The organism is Enterovibrio coralii (genome assembly GCF_001559595.1).
Lineage (GTDB): Bacteria > Pseudomonadota > Gammaproteobacteria > Enterobacterales > Vibrionaceae > Enterovibrio > Enterovibrio coralii.
In genome coordinates this window covers 27000-48746 of record NZ_LNTY01000034.1, presented here as the reverse complement: position 1 = coordinate 48746, position 21747 = coordinate 27000, and the positions used below count along the sequence as shown (strand labels likewise).

General features: G+C 50.1%; 18 protein-coding genes and 4 pseudogenes. 13 read left to right on the top strand and 9 right to left on the bottom strand.

The features are described 5' to 3' along the window. Nucleotides 1–9: 9 nt before the first annotated feature. From dapE to ATN88_RS11510, 4 genes and pseudogenes are all read left to right on the top strand, one after another. Nucleotides 10–1141, top strand: a pseudogene (gene dapE / locus ATN88_RS11525) (succinyl-diaminopimelate desuccinylase). Further along, nucleotides 1141–1812 carry a M15 family metallopeptidase gene (locus ATN88_RS11520; protein WP_067415733.1) on the top strand — a complete coding sequence of 224 codons (672 nt, stop codon included), beginning with the start codon at nucleotides 1141–1143 and terminating at the stop codon, nucleotides 1810–1812. Before dapE ends, ATN88_RS11520 begins: the two are co-directional and overlap by 1 nt. A 2-nt stretch (nucleotides 1813–1814) precedes the next feature. Then, a complete protein-coding gene (locus tag ATN88_RS11515; protein WP_067415730.1) occupies nucleotides 1815–2021 on the top strand; it encodes a DUF2897 family protein in 207 nt (68 codons plus the stop codon). Between the two features lie 206 nt (nucleotides 2022–2227). After that, complete coding sequence (locus ATN88_RS11510; RefSeq protein WP_067415728.1) at nucleotides 2228–3331, top strand: phosphoribosylaminoimidazolesuccinocarboxamide synthase; 1104 nt, start codon at nucleotides 2228–2230, stop codon at nucleotides 3329–3331. Between the two features lie 82 nt (nucleotides 3332–3413). Here ATN88_RS11510 and bamC read toward each other — a convergent pair whose 3' ends face one another. Together bamC and dapA are read right to left on the bottom strand one after the other, a co-directional pair. Further along, nucleotides 3414–4439, bottom strand: coding sequence for an outer membrane protein assembly factor BamC (bamC, locus tag ATN88_RS11505; RefSeq protein WP_067415725.1), 1026 nt, complete (start codon nucleotides 4437–4439; stop codon nucleotides 3414–3416). Nucleotides 4440–4458: 19 nt separating this feature from the next. Beyond that, the gene (dapA, locus tag ATN88_RS11500; protein ID WP_067417503.1) at nucleotides 4459–5337 is read right to left on the bottom strand and encodes a 4-hydroxy-tetrahydrodipicolinate synthase; all 879 of its coding nucleotides are present in this window, start codon (nucleotides 5335–5337) and stop codon (nucleotides 4459–4461) included. Nucleotides 5338–5673: 336 nt separating this feature from the next. On the opposite strand from dapA, the gene bcp reads away from it, so the two are divergent. Next, a complete protein-coding gene (gene bcp, locus ATN88_RS11495; protein WP_067415723.1) occupies nucleotides 5674–6144 on the top strand; it encodes a thioredoxin-dependent thiol peroxidase in 471 nt (156 codons plus the stop codon). A gap of 76 nt (nucleotides 6145–6220) precedes the next feature. Here the strand turns inward: bcp and ATN88_RS11490 are convergent. From ATN88_RS11490 to ATN88_RS11480, 3 genes and pseudogenes are all read right to left on the bottom strand, one after another. Beyond that, nucleotides 6221–7659: pseudogene (locus ATN88_RS11490) on the bottom strand (FAD-dependent oxidoreductase). A 101-nt stretch (nucleotides 7660–7760) separates the two neighbouring features. After that, the gene (locus ATN88_RS11485) at nucleotides 7761–8843 is read right to left on the bottom strand and encodes an AI-2E family transporter (RefSeq protein WP_067415721.1); all 1083 of its coding nucleotides are present in this window, start codon (nucleotides 8841–8843) and stop codon (nucleotides 7761–7763) included. 12 nt (nucleotides 8844–8855) lie between these two features. Beyond that, entirely contained in the window at nucleotides 8856–9158 is a 303-nt protein-coding gene (locus ATN88_RS11480) for a sulfurtransferase TusA family protein (RefSeq protein ID WP_408607702.1), read from the bottom strand. A gap of 91 nt (nucleotides 9159–9249) precedes the next feature. Between ATN88_RS11480 and bepA the strand changes: the two genes are divergently transcribed. From bepA to ATN88_RS11460, 4 genes are read left to right on the top strand one after another with little or no spacing between them, the layout of a single operon-like run. Further along, a complete protein-coding gene (gene bepA, locus ATN88_RS11475) occupies nucleotides 9250–10707 on the top strand; it encodes a beta-barrel assembly-enhancing protease (RefSeq protein ID WP_067415719.1) in 1458 nt (485 codons plus the stop codon). 56 nt (nucleotides 10708–10763) lie between these two features. Beyond that, a complete protein-coding gene (gene arsC, locus ATN88_RS11470) occupies nucleotides 10764–11108 on the top strand; it encodes an arsenate reductase (glutaredoxin) (protein ID WP_067415716.1) in 345 nt (114 codons plus the stop codon). Then, complete coding sequence (wrbA, locus tag ATN88_RS11465) at nucleotides 11108–11692, top strand: NAD(P)H:quinone oxidoreductase (RefSeq protein ID WP_067415715.1); 585 nt, start codon at nucleotides 11108–11110, stop codon at nucleotides 11690–11692. Before arsC ends, wrbA begins: the two co-directional genes overlap by 1 nt. Before the next feature lie 13 nt (nucleotides 11693–11705). Next, the gene (locus ATN88_RS11460; protein ID WP_067415712.1) at nucleotides 11706–12119 is read left to right on the top strand and encodes a DUF2069 domain-containing protein; all 414 of its coding nucleotides are present in this window, start codon (nucleotides 11706–11708) and stop codon (nucleotides 12117–12119) included. Nucleotides 12120–12179: 60 nt separating this feature from the next. Here ATN88_RS11460 and ATN88_RS11455 read toward each other — a convergent pair whose 3' ends face one another. After that, nucleotides 12180–13412: a DUF2066 domain-containing protein gene (locus ATN88_RS11455; RefSeq protein ID WP_067415709.1), complete on the bottom strand. Its 1233-nt coding sequence runs from the start codon at nucleotides 13410–13412 to the stop codon at nucleotides 12180–12182. Nucleotides 13413–13707: 295 nt separating this feature from the next. Between ATN88_RS11455 and ATN88_RS11450 the strand changes: the two are divergent. Continuing rightward, nucleotides 13708–14946, top strand: a pseudogene (locus ATN88_RS11450) (uracil-xanthine permease family protein). A 74-nt stretch (nucleotides 14947–15020) separates the two neighbouring features. Here ATN88_RS11450 and upp read toward each other — a convergent pair. Next, nucleotides 15021–15647, bottom strand: a complete 627-nt coding sequence (gene upp, locus ATN88_RS11445) for a uracil phosphoribosyltransferase (protein WP_067415706.1) — start codon at nucleotides 15645–15647, stop codon at nucleotides 15021–15023. Nucleotides 15648–15826: 179 nt separating this feature from the next. On the opposite strand from upp, the gene purM reads away from it, so the two are divergent. Together purM and purN are read left to right on the top strand one after the other, a co-directional pair. Continuing rightward, nucleotides 15827–16870: a phosphoribosylformylglycinamidine cyclo-ligase gene (purM, locus tag ATN88_RS11440; protein WP_067415703.1), complete on the top strand. Its 1044-nt coding sequence runs from the start codon at nucleotides 15827–15829 to the stop codon at nucleotides 16868–16870. Between the two features lie 2 nt (nucleotides 16871–16872). Further along, the gene (purN, locus tag ATN88_RS11435; RefSeq protein ID WP_067415700.1) at nucleotides 16873–17508 is read left to right on the top strand and encodes a phosphoribosylglycinamide formyltransferase; all 636 of its coding nucleotides are present in this window, start codon (nucleotides 16873–16875) and stop codon (nucleotides 17506–17508) included. Between the two features lie 97 nt (nucleotides 17509–17605). On the opposite strand, the gene ATN88_RS11430 is transcribed toward purN, so the two are convergent. Both ATN88_RS11430 and lpcA read right to left on the bottom strand, forming a co-directional pair. Continuing rightward, on the bottom strand, nucleotides 17606–18406 hold the full coding sequence (locus ATN88_RS11430) for a class II glutamine amidotransferase (protein ID WP_067415697.1): 801 nt from the start codon (nucleotides 18404–18406) through the stop codon (nucleotides 17606–17608). Between the two features lie 26 nt (nucleotides 18407–18432). Then, nucleotides 18433–19011, bottom strand: coding sequence for a D-sedoheptulose 7-phosphate isomerase (gene lpcA / locus ATN88_RS11425; protein ID WP_067415694.1), 579 nt, complete (start codon nucleotides 19009–19011; stop codon nucleotides 18433–18435). A 286-nt stretch (nucleotides 19012–19297) separates the two neighbouring features. Here lpcA and fadE point away from each other — a divergent pair. Then, nucleotides 19298–21747 (top strand): annotated as a pseudogene (gene fadE / locus ATN88_RS11420) (acyl-CoA dehydrogenase FadE).

Genomic DNA, 21747 nt, shown 5'->3' with positions numbered 1-21747 from the left:
TTTCCACCAATGACAGACAGTGCAGTATTGTCTCTGGCCAAGGATTTAATCGGCCGCCCTTCCGTTACCCCTTTAGATGAAGCTGTCAGGAGTTGATGATTCGACGCCTGGAAGCGTTGGGGTTCACCATCGAACGCATGGTATTTGAAGACACCACCAACTTGTGGGCGCGCCGCGGCACAGAAGCACCGCTTTTTGCCTTTGCTGGCCACACTGACGTGGTACCTGCCGGCCCGTTGGAGCAGTGGCATACCCCACCGTTTGAACCCACTGTCATTGATGGCTACCTGCACGGTCGCGGCGCAGCGGACATGAAGGGCTCGCTGGCTGCCATGGTGGTTGCTGTTGAACGCTTTATCGCTGAGAACCCAGACCACAAAGCTCTATCGCCTTTTTGATCACCTCAGATGAAGAAGGCCCATTTATCAACGGTACGACACGCGTTGTTGATACCTTGATGGCTCGCGATGAAATCATCGATATGTGTATTGTCGGCGAGCCTTCAAGCACCCACGCTGTCGGTGATGTGGTAAAAAATGGCCGCCGTGGTTCGATCACTGGCGACATTACGGTGAAAGGTATTCAAGGCCACGTTGCCTACCCACAACTGGCACGTAACCCTGTCCATCAGACTCTACCTGCGCTCGCAGAGCTAGCGGCAATTGAGTGGGACAAAGGGAACGAATACTTCCCGCCAACTAGCTTCCAAATTCCAAACCTTGCCGCAGGCACAGGCGCAAGCAACGTGATCCCAGGTGAGTTTAACGTGCAGTTCAATTTGCGCTTTAGTACCGAAGTCACCGCAGATGACATCAAAGCACGTGTGCACTCTGTGTTGGATGCACATGGCCTTGAGTACGACATTAAATGGACGTTCAGCGGCCACCCATTCCTGACGGACACTGGCTCCTTGCTGGATGCCGTCGTGGGTGCGGTAGAAGAAGTGAACCACCAGCAACCTCAGCTTTTGACCACGGGCGGCACCTCTGACGGCCGTTTCATCGCGCAAATGGGTGGTCAGGTGATTGAACTGGGGCCGGTAAATGCAACCATCCACAAAGTGAATGAGTGCGTGAAAATTGCCGATCTAGAAAAATTGACTGACATGTACGAGAAAGTGCTGGAGAAGCTATTCGCCTGATGAACTGGACCACTGAGCAACTGACGGGGCAAACGGAGGAGCATCTGGTTAATCTGGATGGCCGTTTGCTGCATCGCGATATCGAACGCGACTTTCTGAACATGCAAGCCGCCGCTAAAGCCGCAGGGTTCGATCTGACGATTGCCAGCAGTTTCAGAGACTTTAACCGTCAGCAGCTCATTTGGGACAACAAGTTCAACGGCACGCGTCCGGTGTTAGATGACAACGGCAAGGCAGTTAACCTTGCCGTGCTTTCTGATGAAGATAAAGTCAAAGCCATCTTGAGATGGTCTGCGCTGCCGGGTGGCAGCCGCCACCACTGGGGGACGGACATGGATGTGTACGCCGCTAACTTGCTCCCCAAGGACACGCAATTGCTGCTTGAGCCTTGGGAGTATCTGTCCGGACACCAAACACCGTTTTATCAGTGGTTAGAGAAAAACATGGCGCAGTTTGGCTTCTACCTTCCTTATCGTGAAGACAGAGGCGGCGTGGCATTTGAGCCTTGGCACATTAGCCATCAAGCGACTGCGGCAGATTTTCTCAATGCATTAACCCAAGAACGATTGAAGATGACGATCGCATCCAGTGACATTGCAGGGCGCGAAACTGTCCTTACTATGCTGGATTGGATATATTCACAGTACGTCTCTAATGTGTGCGAGGCTTGAACATGGATATTCTGACGAACCCTTATGTCATCATCTTCATCGTCGTTGCTGTTGTTGTCAGTAACATCATGGCATTGAAATACACGGCCAATGCCAAGTTTGGCATGAAACAAAAGCCCAAACCCAAAGACGAAGAAAACAACAAAACATCGCAGGAAAAGAAGCCCTACGATGATGACGACGAAGACGATAAATCGTCGTTTTGGTAACCCATTTCCAAAGGCAGCATTACGCTGCCTTTTTCGTTTTTCTCCCCTTCTCGCTTGCCAAAAAACTTTTTAGGCAAACGTTTGCTTTTTTCGCTAACTGAAGAAAAAGTTCTGGTATGATGCTCGTGAATTAGGTGGTGTAAGCAAGGAAACCCTGCCTTTCACCATTCTCTGTGTGCCGTTCAACTACAGATAGGAATGTCTCAATGAGCCTCGCGGATCAAGTGCTTGCCGTTAACGATGATCTCCCCATTCGTACTCACCTGCCCGTTCACAGCGGTAAAGTTCGTTCAGTTTATTGGCTAACCGACGCGGACAGCCAACGCCTTATTAAGGAAAAAGGATACGACGTTGCCCCTGATGCGCCTTTGGCCATCATGGTGATCAGTGACCGTATCTCCGCATTTGACTGCATCTGGCACGGTGAAGGTGGATTGAAAGGCGTACCGGGCAAAGGTGCCGCACTCAATGCCATCTCAAATCACTGGTTCAAACTATTCAAAGATAGTGGATTGGCAGACAGCCACATTCTCGATATCCCGCATCCTTTCGTGTGGATCGTGCAAAAAGCCAAACCCGTAATGATTGAGGCTATCTGCCGTAAGTACATCACAGGCTCTATGTGGCGTGCATACTCAAAAGGTGAACGCGAGTTCTGTGGCATCGCGTTACCTGATGGTCTTGAGAAAGACAAACAACTGCCAGAGCTTCTTATCACGCCATCCACCAAAGGCATCCTAAAAGGTATTCCTGGCGTGCCTGAAGCCGATGACGTGAACATCACTCGTCAAAACATCGAAGACAACTTCGCGGCGTTTAATTTCTCCTCAGCAGATGACATCAACCGCTATGAAACGCTGCTAAAAGAAGGCTTTGGCGTGATCAGCGAAGCATTGGCAGCGGTTGGACAAACCTTTGTCGATACCAAGTTTGAGTTTGGTTATGTCACTGATGCTGCTGGCAATGAAAAGCTCATCTACATGGATGAAGTCGGAACGCCTGATTCCTCACGTATTTGGGATACGGCGGAATACGATGCGGGCAATATCGTGGAAAACTCGAAAGAAGGTTTCCGTCAGTTCCTGCTCAACCACTTCCCTGACCCAGACATTTTGCTGAACAAAGATCGCATGCCAGAGCGCGACGCACTTGCACGCGACAATGCGCTACCTGTTGAGTCGCTGATGGATGTGTCGAGAACCTACATTGGCATCGCTGAGAAAATCACGGGGCAGCCAATTCACTTAAGCGACAACCCGAAACAAGAAATCATCGATATCCTCAAAGCAGAATATGGTCTGATCGATTAACCTCGATTCATACTGCATTGTGATTTGCAGGTATTAAAAAAGGACGCCGGAGCGTCCTTTTTATTCTTTACAAGAAACTACCTTATTTGGTGTTCATGTAGTCGATAACTGCAGCCAAAACAGTGCTTAGTTCCGCCAGTGTTTCCTCTTTCACCGGTTTGCCATCACTGTTTGTGAAGTTGATTGATGTACGGTTGCCAAGATCACCCAATTGGATGTTGAACTTGCGAAGCGGCAAGTCTAAGCGTTCTGTACCAATTTTGTCCCACAACAACTCATCTGGAGAGCTATAGTCAACTTCCAGAGTACCTTGGGAACGGTTACGCTCTTCGATCTTGAAACCTAGCTCGGTCAAAATAGATGGGAAACGCTCCCAGAACACATCATACGGTGCACGTGCGATGATAACTGGCAAACCACTGCGGTCTTTACCCAAGCTGATCGGGATGTTCTTAACCAACTCTTGTGCACGGATACGCGCTTCTTCACGGATCTCCATGTCGTAGCTGGTTGCAACCAAATTGGTCATCTGAGTTGCATAGCGTTGGCTCGCAGCGGTAGACAAAGACTCACCAGTGTCACTGCGGCGGCCATCGACCATAGCAATACGTAAGCCATGACGACCTCGTGACTCCTCTTGAGTCAGAAGGTAACGACCTTCAATCGCATCATCGTCTTCGTTAACTGCCCAGTTCACCCAATCGGTTTCAATGGCTTCAGCAGATGACGCTTTTACAGGAAATGCACCATTTTTCGCCATATTTTGCGCAGTCTGCCACAGACGCGCAAGTTGGTCTTCGCGTGGCACCCAAACAGTGACTGTCGCGCCGCTACGCTCGTAACGCGCACCCGGGATCAGTTCAAGGATTTGCTGAGGTGGACGAATATCAACACGTGGACCAACAGGACCGTCAAAATTGCCTTGAGGAATCGCGTAGGCTCCAGTGAATTCAGGCTGTTGGTCAGGAAGCGTTTTCCACTCCGTTGGAGCAGGTGCGTTCAAATATTCAAAATCGTCAGACGCTTGTCGACGTGTCTCAGCACCCGAGCAGGCCGCCAAGGTGGCGACCATCACAGCACTCAGGCCAAATTTAACAACAGGTTTCATTCATTCTCCAATGATGCGATTACATCACACCCGCATCAAGCAACGCTTGTTTGACTTTCGGCTGCAGCGCAGCGTTCAGCGTTGTCAGAGGCAGGCGTAGCGTACCATCCGCAATCATGCCCATTTCATGCATTGCCCACTTCACTGGAATTGGGTTAGCTTCAACGAACAAGTCCTTGTGCAGCGGCATCAAGCTTTCGTTTATCGAGCGCGCTTCATCAAATTCACCTGCCAGAGCAAGTTTGACCATTTTGGCCATTTGAGCAGCTGCAATATTGTTGGTAACAGAAATAACGCCGTGACCACCTTGCTCGATGAAATCCAGGCCCGTTAAGTCATCACCGCTTAGTAAGATAAAATCTTCGCCACAAAGTTCACGGTGAAGCTTCACTCTTGAGAGATCGCCCGTCGCATCTTTGATGCCGACGATGTTTTCGAACGCTGACAAGCGTGCAACCGTTTCAGGCAGCATGTCAGTGATGGTGCGGCCTGGCACGTTGTAAAGGATCTGAGGAAGTTCCGACGATTCAGAAATCGCCTTGAAGTGCTGGAACAGACCTTCTTGAGAAGGTTTATTGTAGTAAGGCACCACACTCAGACAGCCCGCAATGCCGGAGCCTGCGAACATCTTGCTGAATGTAATGGCCTCGTGAGTTGCATTTCCACCGGTGCCCGCAATAACTGGGATACGTCCGTCTGCAAACTCCAGTGTTTTCAGTACAATCTTGATGTGCTCTTCGACAGTCACGGTCGCAGATTCGCCTGTTGTACCAACAGAAACGATTGCATCAGTGCCTGAGTCAACATGAAAATCGACAAGATTTTTCAAACTGGCGTAGTCAACTTCACCAGAGCTATCCATCGGCGTGACAAGTGCCACGATACTTCCTGAAAACATTTCCTTCTCCAAAAATGCGTTTTCGTCCATGGTACTTTTGGCGCCTAGCAAAAACAAGCGTGCAGGAGGCACCAAATCCCTGTGTTTGGGCGGTTGATCACCGAGAAAATGAACGATATTGTCATTCATTACGTAAAGCTAACTCGGCTTGAATTTCCATTTGCTCAAAAGTGCTGATTTATTCTGCACCTTCAACGCCCACGTAAGCGGTAAACCTCGCTCAACATAGGTTAACATTTACACGTTTTGTGGGTAATGAAGCAAGGGAAAACGCATATTTATTAGTCTAAGAACGTTCCGTTCTTGAAGATTGGCAAAAATAACGAAGGAAGACACATGCAAATGCTGACAGCGGGTGCAGCGGCACCCGATTTTTCACTGCAAGATCAAAATGGAAATACAGTGACACTCAGCCAGTTCAAAGGCAAAAACAAAGTGCTGGTGTACTTCTACCCGAAAGCAATGACGCCAGGCTGCACCACACAGGCATGCTCTTTACGTGACAGCAAGTCTGAACTGGAAGAACTGAATACTGTGGTACTCGGGATCAGCCCTGACCCAGTGAAGCGCTTAAAGAACTTCGAAGAGAAGAAAGAACTGAACTTCACGCTTCTTAGCGATGAAGACCACGCGATTGCCGATGCTTTCGGCGTATGGGGACCGAAGAAGTTCATGGGACGAGAATTCGATGGTATCCACCGCATCAGTTTCTTGATTGGTGAAGATGGCAACATTGAGCATGTCTTCAACAAGTTCAAAACCAAAGACCACCACGAGGTTGTGGTGAACTACCTCAAAGGCGAATAAGCCTAAGTAGTAAAAAAGAAAGTCGGCCAAGGCCGACTTTCTTTTTATCTCGCGTTTTATCTTGGTTACGCCGCGCTTATGGGTACGGTCTCGCCAACGCGTCAGGGTAGCTGCGTGCCTTTGCTAGCTCTATGGCTTTGGTGACCACGTCGTCTTGAGTCAGCGATACGGTCAGTGGCAACGTCGCTCACGCCAACCCTCTGGCAATGTTACCCAGCCCTTTTCTTGGCAATGCGCGAGAATACGGTCGATAGCTTGCAATGCCGATGAAGCTTTGACCAGTTCGATACGTGCATAGGTGTCACCTTCAAAGGTGGCATCCGCTGCGCGAAGGCTCGGGTCACTGCCCGGGACCTGTTGCGCGCCGCAAAGCGGTTTACCGCCGACTTCAGCACCCGAGAAGTCTGGAAGCCACTGTGCAAAATGGGCAATGGCACGATCAGTACGTTCGCGGATCTCGTCCCAAGCCCACACGCCTTCTGCTTTTTCAGCTAAGCCGTCAGGAAGTACTGGCTGCGCATTGCTGTCCGCACTTTTCACCAAACCGCCGTCAAACAAGGTAATGTTTTGTGTCATACCGTGAAGCTGAATAAATCCGTCTGGGTAAGGCGTAAGCTGTCCCATCCCCTGCGGTGTCCCGCGCTCGCCGTGAACGATGACTTCCGGCCACATGCCCGGCTTGGTCGTCCAATGTGCGACGTATGCAGCTTTGTATTCCACCCAGCGCTCACGCGCAGCATTCACCATGTTGTCAATGGTGCCCGTCTTGTAGCCGCCCGCGTTAATAACAAAATCGACATCTTGGAGATGTTCAGCCCCATCGTTCGACTTGCTCACCACTTGCCAGCCTGTGGCGGTTTTGTTCAGCGCAGTCACATCGTGCTGGTAATGAATATGGCACTCTGATGTCTGCGCAAGGCCCAATGCCGCTGTCGCCGCCAAACGGAAAACACTCAGACCGTACTCCTGCACCACAACAATGGGATATTTAAACGCATCGTGCGGCATAAACTTGGCAACAGGAATCATCCATTCTTCGACCGTTGATGGCGCATCGGGCAGAGGCAGCTGAGCGAGGGTCACCATGTCCTCTTTCGAGAACAAGGCAAAGTAGTCGTCAGCATCGCCCAGTACGCGATTGCCTTCGTCCTCGGCAATCATTTGACGGTAATGTTCCGTCAACACAGACAAACGGCTCAGGATAGCGTCTGGCTCGCCGGGATCGTTTTGAGGAATGGCAATAACTGTCGGGCGGTAATTGACGCTATGAGGATAAGCGCGAAGGGTAGCAATCGACTGCTCAAGCAACGAGATACACTGCTGATCTGAAATCTCACGGTAAAGGTTACCGCCCGCATGCAGGTGACAAATAGGTGGGCCACTGACCAGGCTTTCATTTTTTTCGAAAAGATGGGTGTTAATACCCAATCCCGCCAACTTGAGTGCCGCTGTGGCTCCAGCAACACCACCGCCAACGATCCCTACGGTAAACGCTGTCGGTGCGGTATTTGTCATACCTTTCACTTATATAACTACTCTTTTTTATCTGCGCAATGTGAACAAAGAGACCACGAAGGTCCCTTTGTTTTACCCAAAGAACGTTCCCTTGGATCAGTCTAGTTTGAAGATTCCGCGACCGCATCCTCTTCCACCTCGTGTGATGGCAATGCGTTCCACACTGCTTTCACCAAGGTGGCGAGCGGAATGGCAAAGAATACACCCCAAAAGCCCCACAAGCCACCAAACACCAGCACGGCAACGATAATCGCTACAGGGTGGAGATTAACGGCTTCTGAGAACAATACCGGCACCAAAACATTGCCATCCAGTGCCTGAATAATGCCGTAGGCCAGCATCAGGTAACCCAGCTCAGGGCTGATACCCCATTGGAATAGGGCAACCATGAAAATTGGCAGGGTAACCGCCGCCGCACCGATGTATGGAATCAACACCGAAAGACCCGTTGCCACACTGAGCAAGGCTGCGTAGCGCAAATCAAGCAAGGCAAAGGTAATGTAGCTGGCGATGCCAACAATAATAATTTCGGTCACTTTACCGCGAATGTAGTTAGAGATTTGCTCGTTCATCTCATGGCCGACTTTGTTCGTCAGCTTACGGTTGCGCGGCAACATGGCTTTAAACATCGACAGCATTTCTTCTTTGTCTTTTAGCAAGAAGAAAACAAGCAAGGGCACCAGAATTAGATATACCGCAAGCGTTGCCAAGCTAACCAGAGAAGACAATGAGCCTTTCACCACGGTCTCGCCGATACCCAGCACGCGGCTTTGCAGCGTGTCGATAAAGGTATTCACCATGTGAGGCTGAATAATTTCTGGGTATTCGTCAGGTAAGTGGGATACAAACACCTGCACTTTATTGAACATGGTCGGAATGTCAGCAATCAGATTGACGACCTGCGTCCAGATGGTTGGCATCAAGCCAAAGCTTGCCAGCAACATAAAGCCGACAAAAAGCGTGAGGACAAGAATAACGGATATCACCCGGGGAAGTCCCAGTGTGACTAATTTGGCCACAGGCCACTCAAGAAGGTAGGCAATAACAATCGCAACCAAGAGTGGTGCGAGAAGGTTGCCGAAGAAGTAGATAACAATGAAGCCCGCGATGAGGATGGCAACAAGGCTCACGGCGTGTGGATCTGAAAACCGTCTCTGGTACCAACGGTTAAGCATATCTAGCATGTAAATTCCCGTTCAAAGTTTGGTGACGTTTAGCACCGTCGTTCCTTCTGAATGTTGATGCTCTACAAGATAACCATGTTGTAGAAGATAACGGGGAATGTCCCGCAATGCACCGGCGTCTGTTACATATAGCACTATTCGCTGTCCCTGCTCTAACGCAGCACAAGCCCTTTTTGCTAACAGCAACGCCATCGGACAGCGTTGCTCGCGTAAATCAAGGGATTGAATTTCCATTCTTTCTCGCTGACCGTTATTATCTTCGGCATTGTATACGTAAACCACTTTGAGATGTAGTTTGGGTATGTAGGATTCCATCCTCACCCCAGAAGAACCTCTTTGATTGTTTGCGGTCTACAGAATAACACCGCACTATTTTTATCGCGTGCTGGAGGCACCGACGTCAGTTATGCAGCTATTCAAAAAAGCCACGACCAGTGTTCTTATCGCGTCGCTCGCGCTGTCTTCTCCTGCGTTTGCCACGTCGTATAACGATCTGCCAGAAATTGGCACAGCGGCTGCAGGCACTCTCACTGTCGAAAAAGAAATTGAGTACGGTGACGCTTACATGCGCATGCTGCGCGCGAGCCAGCCAATTGTTAATGATCCGCTGCTTTCGGAGTATGTCACCTCGTTAGGGAACAACCTCGTTGCCAGTGCTAACGACGTTAAAACACCGTTTGAATTTTTTCTGATCCGTAATCGCGACATTAACGCATTTGCCTTTTTCGGTGGCCATGTGGCACTGCATACAGGCCTGTTTCTTCACGCGAAAACTGAAAGTGAGCTGGCCTCGGTTGTCGCGCACGAAATTGCACACCTGACCCAACGCCACCTTGCTCGCGCCATGGAAGAACAGGCACGTCAAACCCCACTGACCATTGCTGCCATGGTGGGCTCTTTGATGCTGGCAATTGCCGCCCCACAAGCGGGCATCGCCGCCGTGCAAGCAACAACGGCGGCTTCTATCCAAGGACGCATCAACTACACCCGCAGCAACGAGAAAGAAGCCGACCGTATTGGTATCGAAACCCTTTCTCGCGCTGGCTATGACGTCAACGCAATGCCACGCTTTTTCTCGCGTCTGTCAGACCAATACCGCTACGCGTCTAAGCCGCCTTCATTCTTGCTGACGCACCCCTTGCCGGATGACCGTATTACGGATACCCGCTCACGTGCTCAGCAGTACCCGCAACGTTCTGTGCCTATGTCACCGGCCTACCATCTAGCGCGCGCTCGCGTGATTGCAAGGTTTGCAGGCATCGACAGCAATGCATCGTTAGATTGGTTTAACCGCGCGCTGAAAAAGGCATCTCCGGCTGAAGCACAATCGCTGAACTACGGTAAAGCCTTGGTGTACATCGACACCCGCCAGTTCGACAAAGCCAAAGAACTGCTCACGCCGCTTTATAAAGCGCAGCCAAACAACCGCTTCTACCTTGATGCCATGACCGATCTCGATGTGGCACAGAAGCAATTCGAGCCTGCCCTTGCTCGCCTGAATAAAGCCCTTGATTCACAGCCTAATAATCCCGTGCTCTTGTTGAACCGTGATTACGTTCTGGTTAAAGGTGAAAACTACAAAGAAGCGATTGTCGGTTTGGAAAGGTTCACTCACCGAAACCCGAAAGACGTCAATGGCTGGTCTTTACTTCAAGAGGCCTATGAGCACAGTGGCGATCAGGCGGGAGGCTTGGCGGCACAGGGTGAGCTGTACGCACTTCAGGGACGTTGGCATAAAGCGATTACCAACTATACCCAAGCCAGCCAACTGGTGGATCTTGGCAGTTTAGATCAAGCTCGCTACGATGCACGTATAGATCAACTGCGAGTTGAAGAAGCGCGCTATTCAGCTTTGCAGCGATAAAACAAAAATACGATAACAACAAATTTGCGTTCCCTAACGCAATCAAAGGAGTGTTCATGTCAGTCACCATCTACCACAACAACCGCTGCTCGAAGAGCCGCCAGACACTGGCACTGTTGACCGAGCGTGGCATTGAGCCAGAAGTGGTGGCGTACCTAGAGACGCCACCGTCTGCCGACACCATCAAAACCTTGCTGTCTCAACTGGGTTACGCGTCACCACGTCAGATGATGCGTACCAAAGAAGACATCTACAAAGAGTTAAAGCTGGCTGACGCCACTGACGCTGAGCTAATTCAAGCCATGGTTGAAAATCCAAAACTGATTGAGCGCCCTATCGTTGTGGCAAACGGTAAAGCGGCAATGGGTCGTCCACCAGAAGCTGTTCTCGACATCCTGTAATGGCAGAGGTTTTAGTCCTTTACTACAGCCGTCATGGCGGGACACGAAAGATGGCTCGCCTGATCGCCAGAGGGATTGAAAGCACGGGCGCAGTGGCAACATTGCGTACGGTGCCCGAGCTTGTTGTAGCCGGTGAAACTGCTACACCCCAGCAAGCTGACGATCCTTTCGTGACGCTGGATGATTTGAAAAACTGCGATGGCCTCGCCTTCGGTAGTCCTGTGCGCTTTGGTAACATGGCCGCACCGCTCAAGCATTTTATCGACAGCACGAGCAAGGAATGGCTGGCAGGCACGCTTATTGGCAAGCCTGCTTTGGTATTTACCTCAGGCTCTATGCTGCATGGCGGCCAAGAAACCACCCTGCAATCGATGATGTTGCCGTTGCTGCATCACGGCATGGTGATTGTGGGACTGCCTCACAGCGAACCTGCGCTGCATTCCACGCAAGGTGGTGGTTCGCCGTATGGCCCATCACACATTACATCGGAATCACGCAGACAACCTGACAATGACGAGAAAGATCTGGCTATTGCTGGAGGAAAGCGGTTGGCAATGATTGCCGCCAAGCTGCAAGAAAGATAAAAGGAGTTATCTGTTGTTTTCTTCTCTCTCCCAACTTCGCGCTTTTGCGCTCATTTCCTATCTCTCACTCATTGGTTGGGTGTTTGTTTGGCATGCGGTCATTTCACCGCACCCTCACATCAGTCCTTATGGCGTAACCATTGCTTGGCTGATCCCGCTGATGTTACCGCTAAAAGGCATTATCACGGGTAAACCTTACACCCACGCATGGGCAAACTTCATCTTGATGTTCTACTTCTTACACGGCTTAACGCTACTTTGGGTCGACGAGGGAGAAAGACTTCTGGCATTGGTGGAATTGGTGATCACCTCCGTTTCCTTTGTCTGCAATATTCTTTATGCAAAACGTAAAGGCAAAGAGATGGGACTAGGTTTGAAAAAGCTATCTCAGGTAGAAAAAGAAGAGAAAGCGCGATTCGAACAGTAGCCGATTGATAGGCAAACTGAAGAGACAAAAAAGCAGGCCGGAGCCTGCTTTTTCATTTTCTTAGCCAACCCACTTGTAGCGAATGACGTGAGGAGCAGGTTCTGCTGGAATCGCTTCTGTTGGTTGTGCCGCCAATGTCGGGTCCACAACAGGTTGAACGATTGCAGGCTGCTGAGCAGGCGAAGTGTCAGTTGTGATGGTACCGGTTGATACAGTGCCGTCAGCAATGGTGCCTGTTGAGGTATCAACAGAGCCCTCAACCGCGCTGATTGGTGCGTCAATCACTGGTGGCGTATCAATCACCGGAGCTTCTTCGACCATGCGCTGCAAACGACGATCCGACATCATCTCATTGTGGAACACGTCTTCTGACGCCAGCAGGCTCAATTTGAATATTGCTTTGTCATCAACAATCGAGTCCAGACGCAGTGCGGCTACAGAGTTCAGTTCTTTGAGTGAACGCTCAACCACAAAGAAGTCTTCCGCGTCATTCAAATCTGAAATTTCCAGAGACAGGGCGTCACCGTTCACCACACCCAGATTCACCGCCAAACGTTGCGCGTAGTAATCCGAGATCTCATCAATCATCTGAGGGAAGGCTTGTGCAGGTGCACCACTCACACGACCTTCAACTGGCGTGTCGTTACTGATCGCTGCTGCATTTGGGAACATCTGCCAGCTCAGACCGCGATCGTTCACTTTTACGACCACAATACCTGTTGGGTTGTAACGTGCACTTGCTTTAGCGATCGGATCCGCAAATCCGCCCCACAAATCAGGAACAGAAACCGCAACCACATCATCAAAGTCGCCAACTGGCATCAGCACAGGCAAGCCACGACGCTCACCTTCTGCTTTTAACTCACCAATCAGTGGAGAGCCTGATTGCTCCCACACCACGTTGCGTTGGGTTGGGGTATCTTCAATCACCCAGAACAAGACATCAGGGCGTGGCTCACCCCAATACGTTGCTTGAGCTTGAGTCAACAGGGTGCGAATTTTCGCGTCGTCAAAGCCCAAAACCAGAGAGCGTTGGCCGTCCAGTTCGCCATAACCCAGTTGCGTGATGTATTGACCCACGGTTGGCAGTGCTTTTTGAATCACAGGATTCTCGCCAACGGTAGATTGACCAGATGCGCGAACCAGCACGTCAACAAAGGCTTTTTCCTTTGCCGCTTGCTCGGTGGCTGCATCACTGTCATCCAGCACCACTTCAGAACTGAACATCGAAGCTGCAAATGCACTGGTTTGCCCCAGAAGCATTGCGAACACGAAAAATAAGATTCGTAACATATTTATGCCAGATAACTCGAAATTTAAACGCCGATCATAAAAGGAAGCCTTACAGTCGGCAACGGGAAAGCAACGAATTTGCGTAATAAAACCGCGCAAATTGAGGCTTGTGTGCTTACATCATTATGACATCTGACCCGAAAAGGCGGGAAACGTGCCATGTTGTCGCTCGAAAAGCCTTAATTTCTGCATTATTGCCAAAAGTCTTTCGCTGACAAATAGATTTAGGTCAGAGTTCTGCCAATTTAAATTGTGATAGTATCCCGCGATTTTTTTAGATTTAGGAAGGTTCGTCATGATGCAAGCTCTACAAGGGGCACAAATGCTGTTTGTTGCCTTTGGTGCCTTGGTGCTGGTTCCGCTTCTAACGGGATTGGACCCCAACGTCGCTCTCTTCGGTGCCGGTATTGGTACCCTTATCTTTCAAGTCATTACCAAACGCTCTGTTCCCATTTTCCTCGCTTCTTCTTTTGCATTTATCGCGCCAATCATGTTCGGTGTTCAACAATGGGGCGTCGCTGCAACCATGGGCGCCTGATGGCGGCGGGTGTGGTGTATGTCATCATGGGTGGCATCATCAAGGTTCGCGGTGTGGGCTTTATTCACCGTCTGCTGCCACCTGTGGTTGTTGGGCCTGTGATCATGGTTATCGGTCTGGGCTTGGCGCCCTCTGCCGTTAACATGGCAGTAGGTAAATCCGGTGACGGTGCAATCCAGCTCGTCGATGGCTCAGCCGCATTGTGGATTTCTGCGATTTCTCTGATTGTGACCATTGGCGTGTCTGTTTACGCCAAAGGCTTCTTCAAGCTGGTACCTATTCTTGCGGGTATCGTGTCTGGCTACATCGCATCGCTGTTCTTCGGGGTTGTTGATTTCTCGCCAGTGATTAACGCGGCATGGTTGTCTATGCCTAACTTCACCATGCCTGAATTCCACATCGGCGCGATTTTGTTCATGATTCCTGTTGCTATTGCTCCGGCGGTTGAGCACGTGGGCGACATGCTGGCGATTTCAAACGTAACAGGTAAAGACTACCTGAAAAAGCCTGGCCTGCACCGCACCATGGCTGGTGACGGCGTGGCGACTATTGCAGCGTCTATGTTCGGTGCACCGCCAAACACGACCTACAGTGAAGTGACCGGTGCGGTTATGCTAACCCGCGCATTCAACCCAGCCATCATGACCTGGGGTGCAATCACCGCGATTGTGCTGGCGTTTGTTGGCAAGCTAGGCGCGATTTTGCAGACCATTCCTGTCCCTGTTATGGGCGGCATCATGATCTTGCTGTTCGGTTCTATCGCAACCGTCGGTCTTAACACGCTGATCAAAAACCAAGTTGACCTACACAAGGCACGTACCTGGCTATCGTTGCGGTAACCTTGGTGTTCGGTATCGGTGGTATGGCATTTGGTATTGGCGATTTCAGCTGCAAGGCATCAGCCTGTGCGGTATCGTCGCAATTGCACTGAACCTTATCCTGCCGAAAGACATGGGCGAGAGCCATGTTGTCGATAACGCGCAGATGGAAGACTAATTCCAGCCAATACATCTCGCAGAAACAAAAAAGGCTTCCATCTGGAAGCCTTTTTTCTGTCACTCGGTAACAAATTACTTGGTACCGAAGATCTTGTCGCCTGCATCGCCCAGACCTGGAACGATGTAGCCTTTGTCATTCAGTTTTTCGTCGATTGCAGCAGTGTACAGCTCAACGTCTGGGTGCGCTTTTTCCAGTGCTTCGATACCTTCAGGTGCCGCTACCAGAACCAGCACTTTGATGTGCTCACAGCCGTTTTCTTTCAGCAGATCGATGGTTGCAATCATAGAACCACCGGTTGCCAGCATTGGGTCAACAACCAGTGCCATACGCTCGTTGATGTTGCTTGCCAGTTTATGGAAGTAAGGTACTGGCTCCAACGTTTCTTCGTCACGGTAGATACCAACAACGCTGATACGTGCGCTTGGGATGTGTTCCAAAACGCCGTCCATCATGCCAAGACCTGCACGCAGGATAGGCACTACAGTCACTTTCTTGCCTTTGATTTGGTCAACTTCTACTGGACCATTCCAACCTTCGATTGTGACTTTTTCTGTCTCAAAATCTGAGGTCGCTTCATACGTAAGTAGGCTACCCACTTCCGTCGCTAACTCACGAAAACGTTTGGTGCTGATGTCACCTTCACGCATCAGACCAATTTTGTGCTTAACCAGCGGGTGCTTGACCTCAACAACTTTCATGACAGACTCCTGCAAAAAAACAAATTCCCCGAATTATACACAAGAAAAATTGGGGCGATAGCACATGCATTCAGTTGCTTCTTTTTAACGCAAAAGCGTTGACGCAAACGTTTTCCTTTTTGGAAAGTGGCTGTTAAAATGGCGCCGCTTTTTACTCCACAACTCGGTAAGGATCCCCAGTGAGCGATAATAAGTCTTCTCTTAGCTACAAAGATGCAGGTGTAGATATTGATGCAGGCAATGCCTTGGTCGACAGAATCAAAGGCGTGGTAAAGCGCACTCGTCGTCCAGAAGTGATGGGTGGCATTGGCGGCTTCGGCGCTCTGTGTGAACTGCCTACCAAATATAAACATCCGGTACTGGTTTCAGGTACGGATGGCGTAGGCACCAAACTCCGTCTGGCAATGGATCTGAAAAAACACGACACCATTGGTATCGACCTCGTGGCAATGTGTGTGAACGATCTGATTGTTCAAGGTGCAGAACCCCTGTTCTTCCTTGATTACTACGCAACAGGCAAGCTGGATGTCGATACTGCAGCAGACGTTGTGACAGGTATCGGTGAAGGCTGTATGCAGTCTGGCTGTGCACTGATCGGTGGTGAAACGGCAGAAATGCCGGGTATGTACCATGGTGAAGACTACGACGTGGCAGGCTTTTGTGTCGGCGTTGTGGAAAAAGAAGACATCATTGACGGTTCTAAAGTGGCAGAAGGCAACGCACTGATTGCAGTCGCGTCTTCTGGTCCTCACTCAAACGGTTTCAGCCTGATCCGTAAAATTATCGAAGTTTCAAGTGCCGACATCAGTGCAGAGCTGGAAGGTAAAACACTGAGTGACCACCTTCTGGAACCAACACGTATTTACGTGAAGCCTGTGCTGAAAATGCTGGAAAGCTGCGACATACACGCTATCTCGCACATCACTGGCGGCGGTTTCTGGGAAAACATTCCTCGCGTACTGCCAAAAGGTACCAAAGCCGTTGTTGATGGCAATAGCTGGGAATGGCCGGCCATCTTTAACTGGCTGCAAGAGAAAGGCAACGTTACCGAACACGAGATGTACCGCACCTTTAACTGTGGTGTTGGCCTTGTGATCGCTCTACCTGAAGAACAAGCACAGCAAGCTATCGATATTCTGAACCAAGAAGGTGAGAATGCATGGCTTCTGGGTCGCATCGAAAATGCGGCTGACGGCGAAGAGCAGGTAGAAATTAAGGGGTAACAATGAAAAAGCTGGTTGTTCTGGTTTCAGGGAACGGCTCAAATCTGCAGGCAATTATCGACCGCTGTCATTACCAAAATGGCATGACAGTGAGTGCTGTGATTGCCAACAAGGCTGATGCATACGGACTGACGCGAGCAAAGGAAGCCGGTATTGAAGCGGTGGTAGTGCCAAGCAAAGGCATCACAGATCGCAGTGAATACGACAGCCAGCTGATGGCAACCATTGATGAGTTTAAGCCAGACCTTGTTGTACTGGCTGGATTCATGCGTATTCTGACGCCAGAGTTTGTTCGCCATTACTACGGTAAGATGCTGAACATTCATCCGTCGCTTTTGCCTAAATACACTGGGCTTAACACCCACCAGCGCGCTATTGATGCCGGAGATGAAGAGCACGGAACGTCCGTGCACTTTGTAACGGAAGAGCTTGATGGCGGCCCAGTCATTTTGCAGGCACGCGTGCCTATCTTTGAAGATGATGACGTGGATGCTGTATTTGCCCGTGTGCAAGAGCAAGAGCACCGCATTTATCCTTTGGTGGTTGAATGGTTCTGCCAAGATCGCCTCACCATGATTGATGGCAAAGCCAAACTGGACGACGACCTTCTTGGTGCTCAGGGCTATGCTGCGGATTAACGCACTCGTCTCAGATATGTTGTGATATCGCTGAAAAATATCGATAAAAAAACGCGCCCATTGAGGCGCGTTTTTCTTTGTCTTTTGAGCTGTCCGATTAGGCTTCTGACGCTTCCAACTCAACACGGTTACAGGTGTACACTTCCCCGAGGTGGAAAACACAATATTCACCTGGCTCCATTTTGTGCCACGTTTCATTGTTGGTCAGTGGTTGCGTTGCAATCACTGTCACCACATCGTTGGGTGTCGTTTCCTCTTGGAAATCCACCGTGACCTCTTCATCAATCAAGCTCGCCTTGCCAAACGGCGCACGACGCGTGATCCAGTGAAGGTTGTTGGTGCAGTACGCCATGACGTAATCACCATCACTGAAAAGCATGTTAAAGACACCCAGTTCACGCAACTTATCGCATCGGCTCGCGATAAAGTGGAAAACCTCTTTCATGTCTTCAGGCTTTTCTGGGTAATGTTGCTCGATTTCGTGCAGCAACCAACAGAATGCCAGTTCGCTGTCAGTTTCCCCAACAGGCTTAAAGTGACCTGTTGGCAAGCCTTCATAGCCTGACAACTGCCCGTTGTGCGCATAGGTCCAGTAACGTCCCCAAATCTCCCGCGTGAATGGGTGGGTATTTACCAAATTGACCTCACCACGGTTCGCCTGACGAATGTGGCTGATCACCGCGCAACTTTTGATCGGGTAGTTTTGCACCAGCTCGGCGATTTTAGAATCGCAACTCGGGTTAGGATCTTTGAAGGTACGGAATCCCTTACCTTCGTAAAACACAATCCCCCAGCCATCACGGTGAGGGCCAGTATTGCCCCCACGCTGGATCAAGCCAGTAAAACTGAAACAGATATCTGTTGGTACATTGGCACTCATGCCAAGGAGTTCACACATAGTCCTTTACGCTGCCTTTACTCGCCTTACTTTTCCATCTCTTTTTCAACAAGCTGGATCAGGATGTGGATGATCTTGATATGCACTTCCTGAATACGGTCAGCGTAGCCAAAATGTGGTACACGGATTTCGATATCCGCCAGACCTGCCATTTTACCGCCGTCTTTACCGGTCAGCATGATGCTCTTCATGCCTTTCGCTTTTGCCGCTTCCATGGCTTTCAGTACGTTACCTGAGTTACCAGAAGTAGACAGACCGAACAGCACATCGCCTTTGCTACCTACTGCTTCTACATAGCGAGAGAAGACGTACTCGTAGCCAAAGTCATTACTTACGCAAGAAAGGTGGCTTGGATCAGAGATAGCAATCGCTGGGTAGCCAGGACGGTTTTCGCGGTAGCGACCCGTCAGTTCTTCTGCAAAGTGCATAGCGTCACAGTGTGAACCACCGTTACCGCAAGACAGTACTTTACCGCCTGCTTTGAAAGAATCAGCCAGCAGCTTTGCTGCAGCTTCGATATCAGCAATGTTCTTGTCATCGCTTAAAAATGCGTTCAGCACTTGAGCCGCTTCATTCAGCTCTGAGCGAATGAGATCTTGGTACATGGGCAAATTCTCTTTTTATCGTTGACGTGATGGGGCAAGCCGCCCAAATCGTTATTCCGCAGTGTACCCACAAATGGCAGATCCTGTCGATAATCCTGCTCGCTTTATGAATAGTCAGTGAAAACAATTGCCTAAAATTTGAACCCCACCCTTTTCTCTTTCCTTGTGAAATATTGAGCACATTTTTACCGGTCATCGTTTTACATTCTCTTAAAAACCTGCTTACAATTAAGTGGTATGACCTCTTACCAATTAAGTTCGGGTTGCTGGAAAAGGAGAACCAATCATGGCAACAACCCTGTACCTACTGACATTTTTGCTCGTCTTTGCTGTGCTGGCTTACCACCGCACTGGCTTGAAGCTGTTTACTGCCGCCGCGGCCGCTTTGTTAATTTTTGGATCATCCATCGGTATGGTCGGCGAAGTGTCATGGCTGATTTTCTTTGCGATTGCCATTCCTCTGAATGTCCGCTCTTTTCGTGAAAGCTGGCTCAGTAAACCTGCATTGAAGATGTTCAGAGGCGTGATGCCTGAAATGTCACAGACTGAAAAAGAAGCGATCGACGCGGGTACGGTATGGTGGGAAGCGGAATTGTTCCGCGGCGCGCCAGATTGGAACAAACTTCATGATGTGCCTGCTCCTCGCCTGAGCGCGGAAGAAAAGGCCTTCTTAGACGGGCCAGTGAACGAAGTGTGTCGCATGGTGAGCGATTACCAAGTCACCCACCAGCTTGCGGATCTGCCCGAAGAAGTGTGGCAGTACCTTAAAGACAACAAATTCTTCGCCATGATCATCAAAAAGAAATATGGCGGTCTTGAGTTTTCTGCGTACGCACAATCACTGGTACTGCAAAAACTGACCGGTGTGTCTGGCGTGCTCTCCTCGACAGTCGGTGTCCCTAACAGCTTAGGCCCTGGTGAGTTGTTACAACACTATGGCACCGACGATCAAAAAGATTACTACTTGCCGCGTTTAGCGAACGGATTAGAAATTCCGTGTTTCGCTCTGACCAGCCCAGAAGCAGGTTCAGACGCAGGCTCAATTCCTGATGAAGGCATCGTGACCAAAGGCATGTGGCAAGGCGAAGAAGTCCTTGGTATGTCCATCACATGGAACAAGCGCTATATCACCCTTGCTCCGGTTGCGACCGTTCTGGGTCTGGCTTTCAAACTCAAAGATCCTGATGGTCTTTTGGGTGATAAAGAAGACATCGGCATTACTTGTGCACTGATCCCTACCGATATTGAAGGTGTGGATATCGGCCGCCGACACTTCCCACTTAATCTGCCGTTCCAAAACGGGCCTACGCGTGGCGAAAACATTTTCGTCCCTCTTGATTTCATTATTGGCGGTTCAAAAATGGCCGGACAAGGCTGGCGTATGCTGGTTGAGTGTCTGTCTGTCGGTCGTGGTATTACCCTGCCTTCCAATGCGACAGGTGGACTTAAAACGGCCGCATTGGCGACTGGAGCTTACGCACGTATTCGTCGTCAATTCAAACTGCCTATCGGCAAGATGGAAGGGATTGAAGAGCCGTTGGCACGTATTGGTGGTAACGCCTATGTGCTGGATGCCGCAAGTACCTTTACGGTGGCAGGCATTGATTTGGGCGAGAAGCGTCAGTTATCTCTGCCATTGTGAAATACCACTGTACCCACCGTGGTCAGCAAAGCGTGATTGACGCGATGGACATCGCGGGAGGTAAAGGCATTTGCTTGGGACCGAAAAACTTCCTTGCTCGCGGCTACCAAGGCGCACCGATTGCGGTGACCGTAGAAGGCGCAAACATTCTGACCCGTTCAATGATCATCTTTGGTCAAGGTGCCATCCGTTGCCATCCTTTCGTGCTGGCGGAAATGGAAGCTGCATACAAAGACAACGAGAAAGACGCGATTTCTGGCTTCGACCAAGCACTCTTTGGTCATGTTGGCTTTGTTATCAGCAACATGATGCGATCACTGTGGCTTGGTCTGACTGACGGTCGTACGTCAAAAGCGCCAAACAAAGATGCCACTGCACGTTACTACCAACAAATGAACCGCTACTCGGCAAACCTGGCCCTGCTAGCTGATATTTCAATGGCAGTGCTGGGTGGCGATCTTAAACGTAAAGAGCGTCTCTCCGCGCGATTGGGTGATGTGTTGAGCCAGCTATATCTAGCGTCAGCAACACTCAAGCGTTACGCCGACGATGGCTTTAAGAAAGAGGATTTGCCTCTGGTACATTGGGGTGTTCAAGACGCGCTATACAAAGCAGAGCAAGCCATGATTGATTTTCTGGCGAATTTCCCGAACCGTTTGGTTGCCGCGCCGCTTAGCGTCATGCTGTTCCCATTTGGCTCTCGTCGCACCAAGCCTAGCGATAAGCTGGATGGTAAAGTCGCGCGCATCCTGCAAACACCAGGTGAAGCCCGCTCACGCTTGGGACGTGGTCAGTTCTTTGAAGCCTCAGAGCACAACACCGTCGGTAAGATTGAGAAAGCCCTGCTGGACATCTTGGCGGCAGAACCTATTTACAAAAAGGTCTGTGACAAGACGGGTGAAAAACTGCCATTTATGTTCCTTGATAAAGTGGCAGACATTGGCCTGAAAGCCGGTGCCATTTCAGAGAAAGAAGCGGAACTGCTTTGCATCGCTGAAGCGGGTCGAATCGAAACCATCAGCGTGGATGATTTCGAGCCAAGCGAATTGGCGGCCGCCCAATCAACGCTGGATGCCGTGGTTCACGCTGCGTAG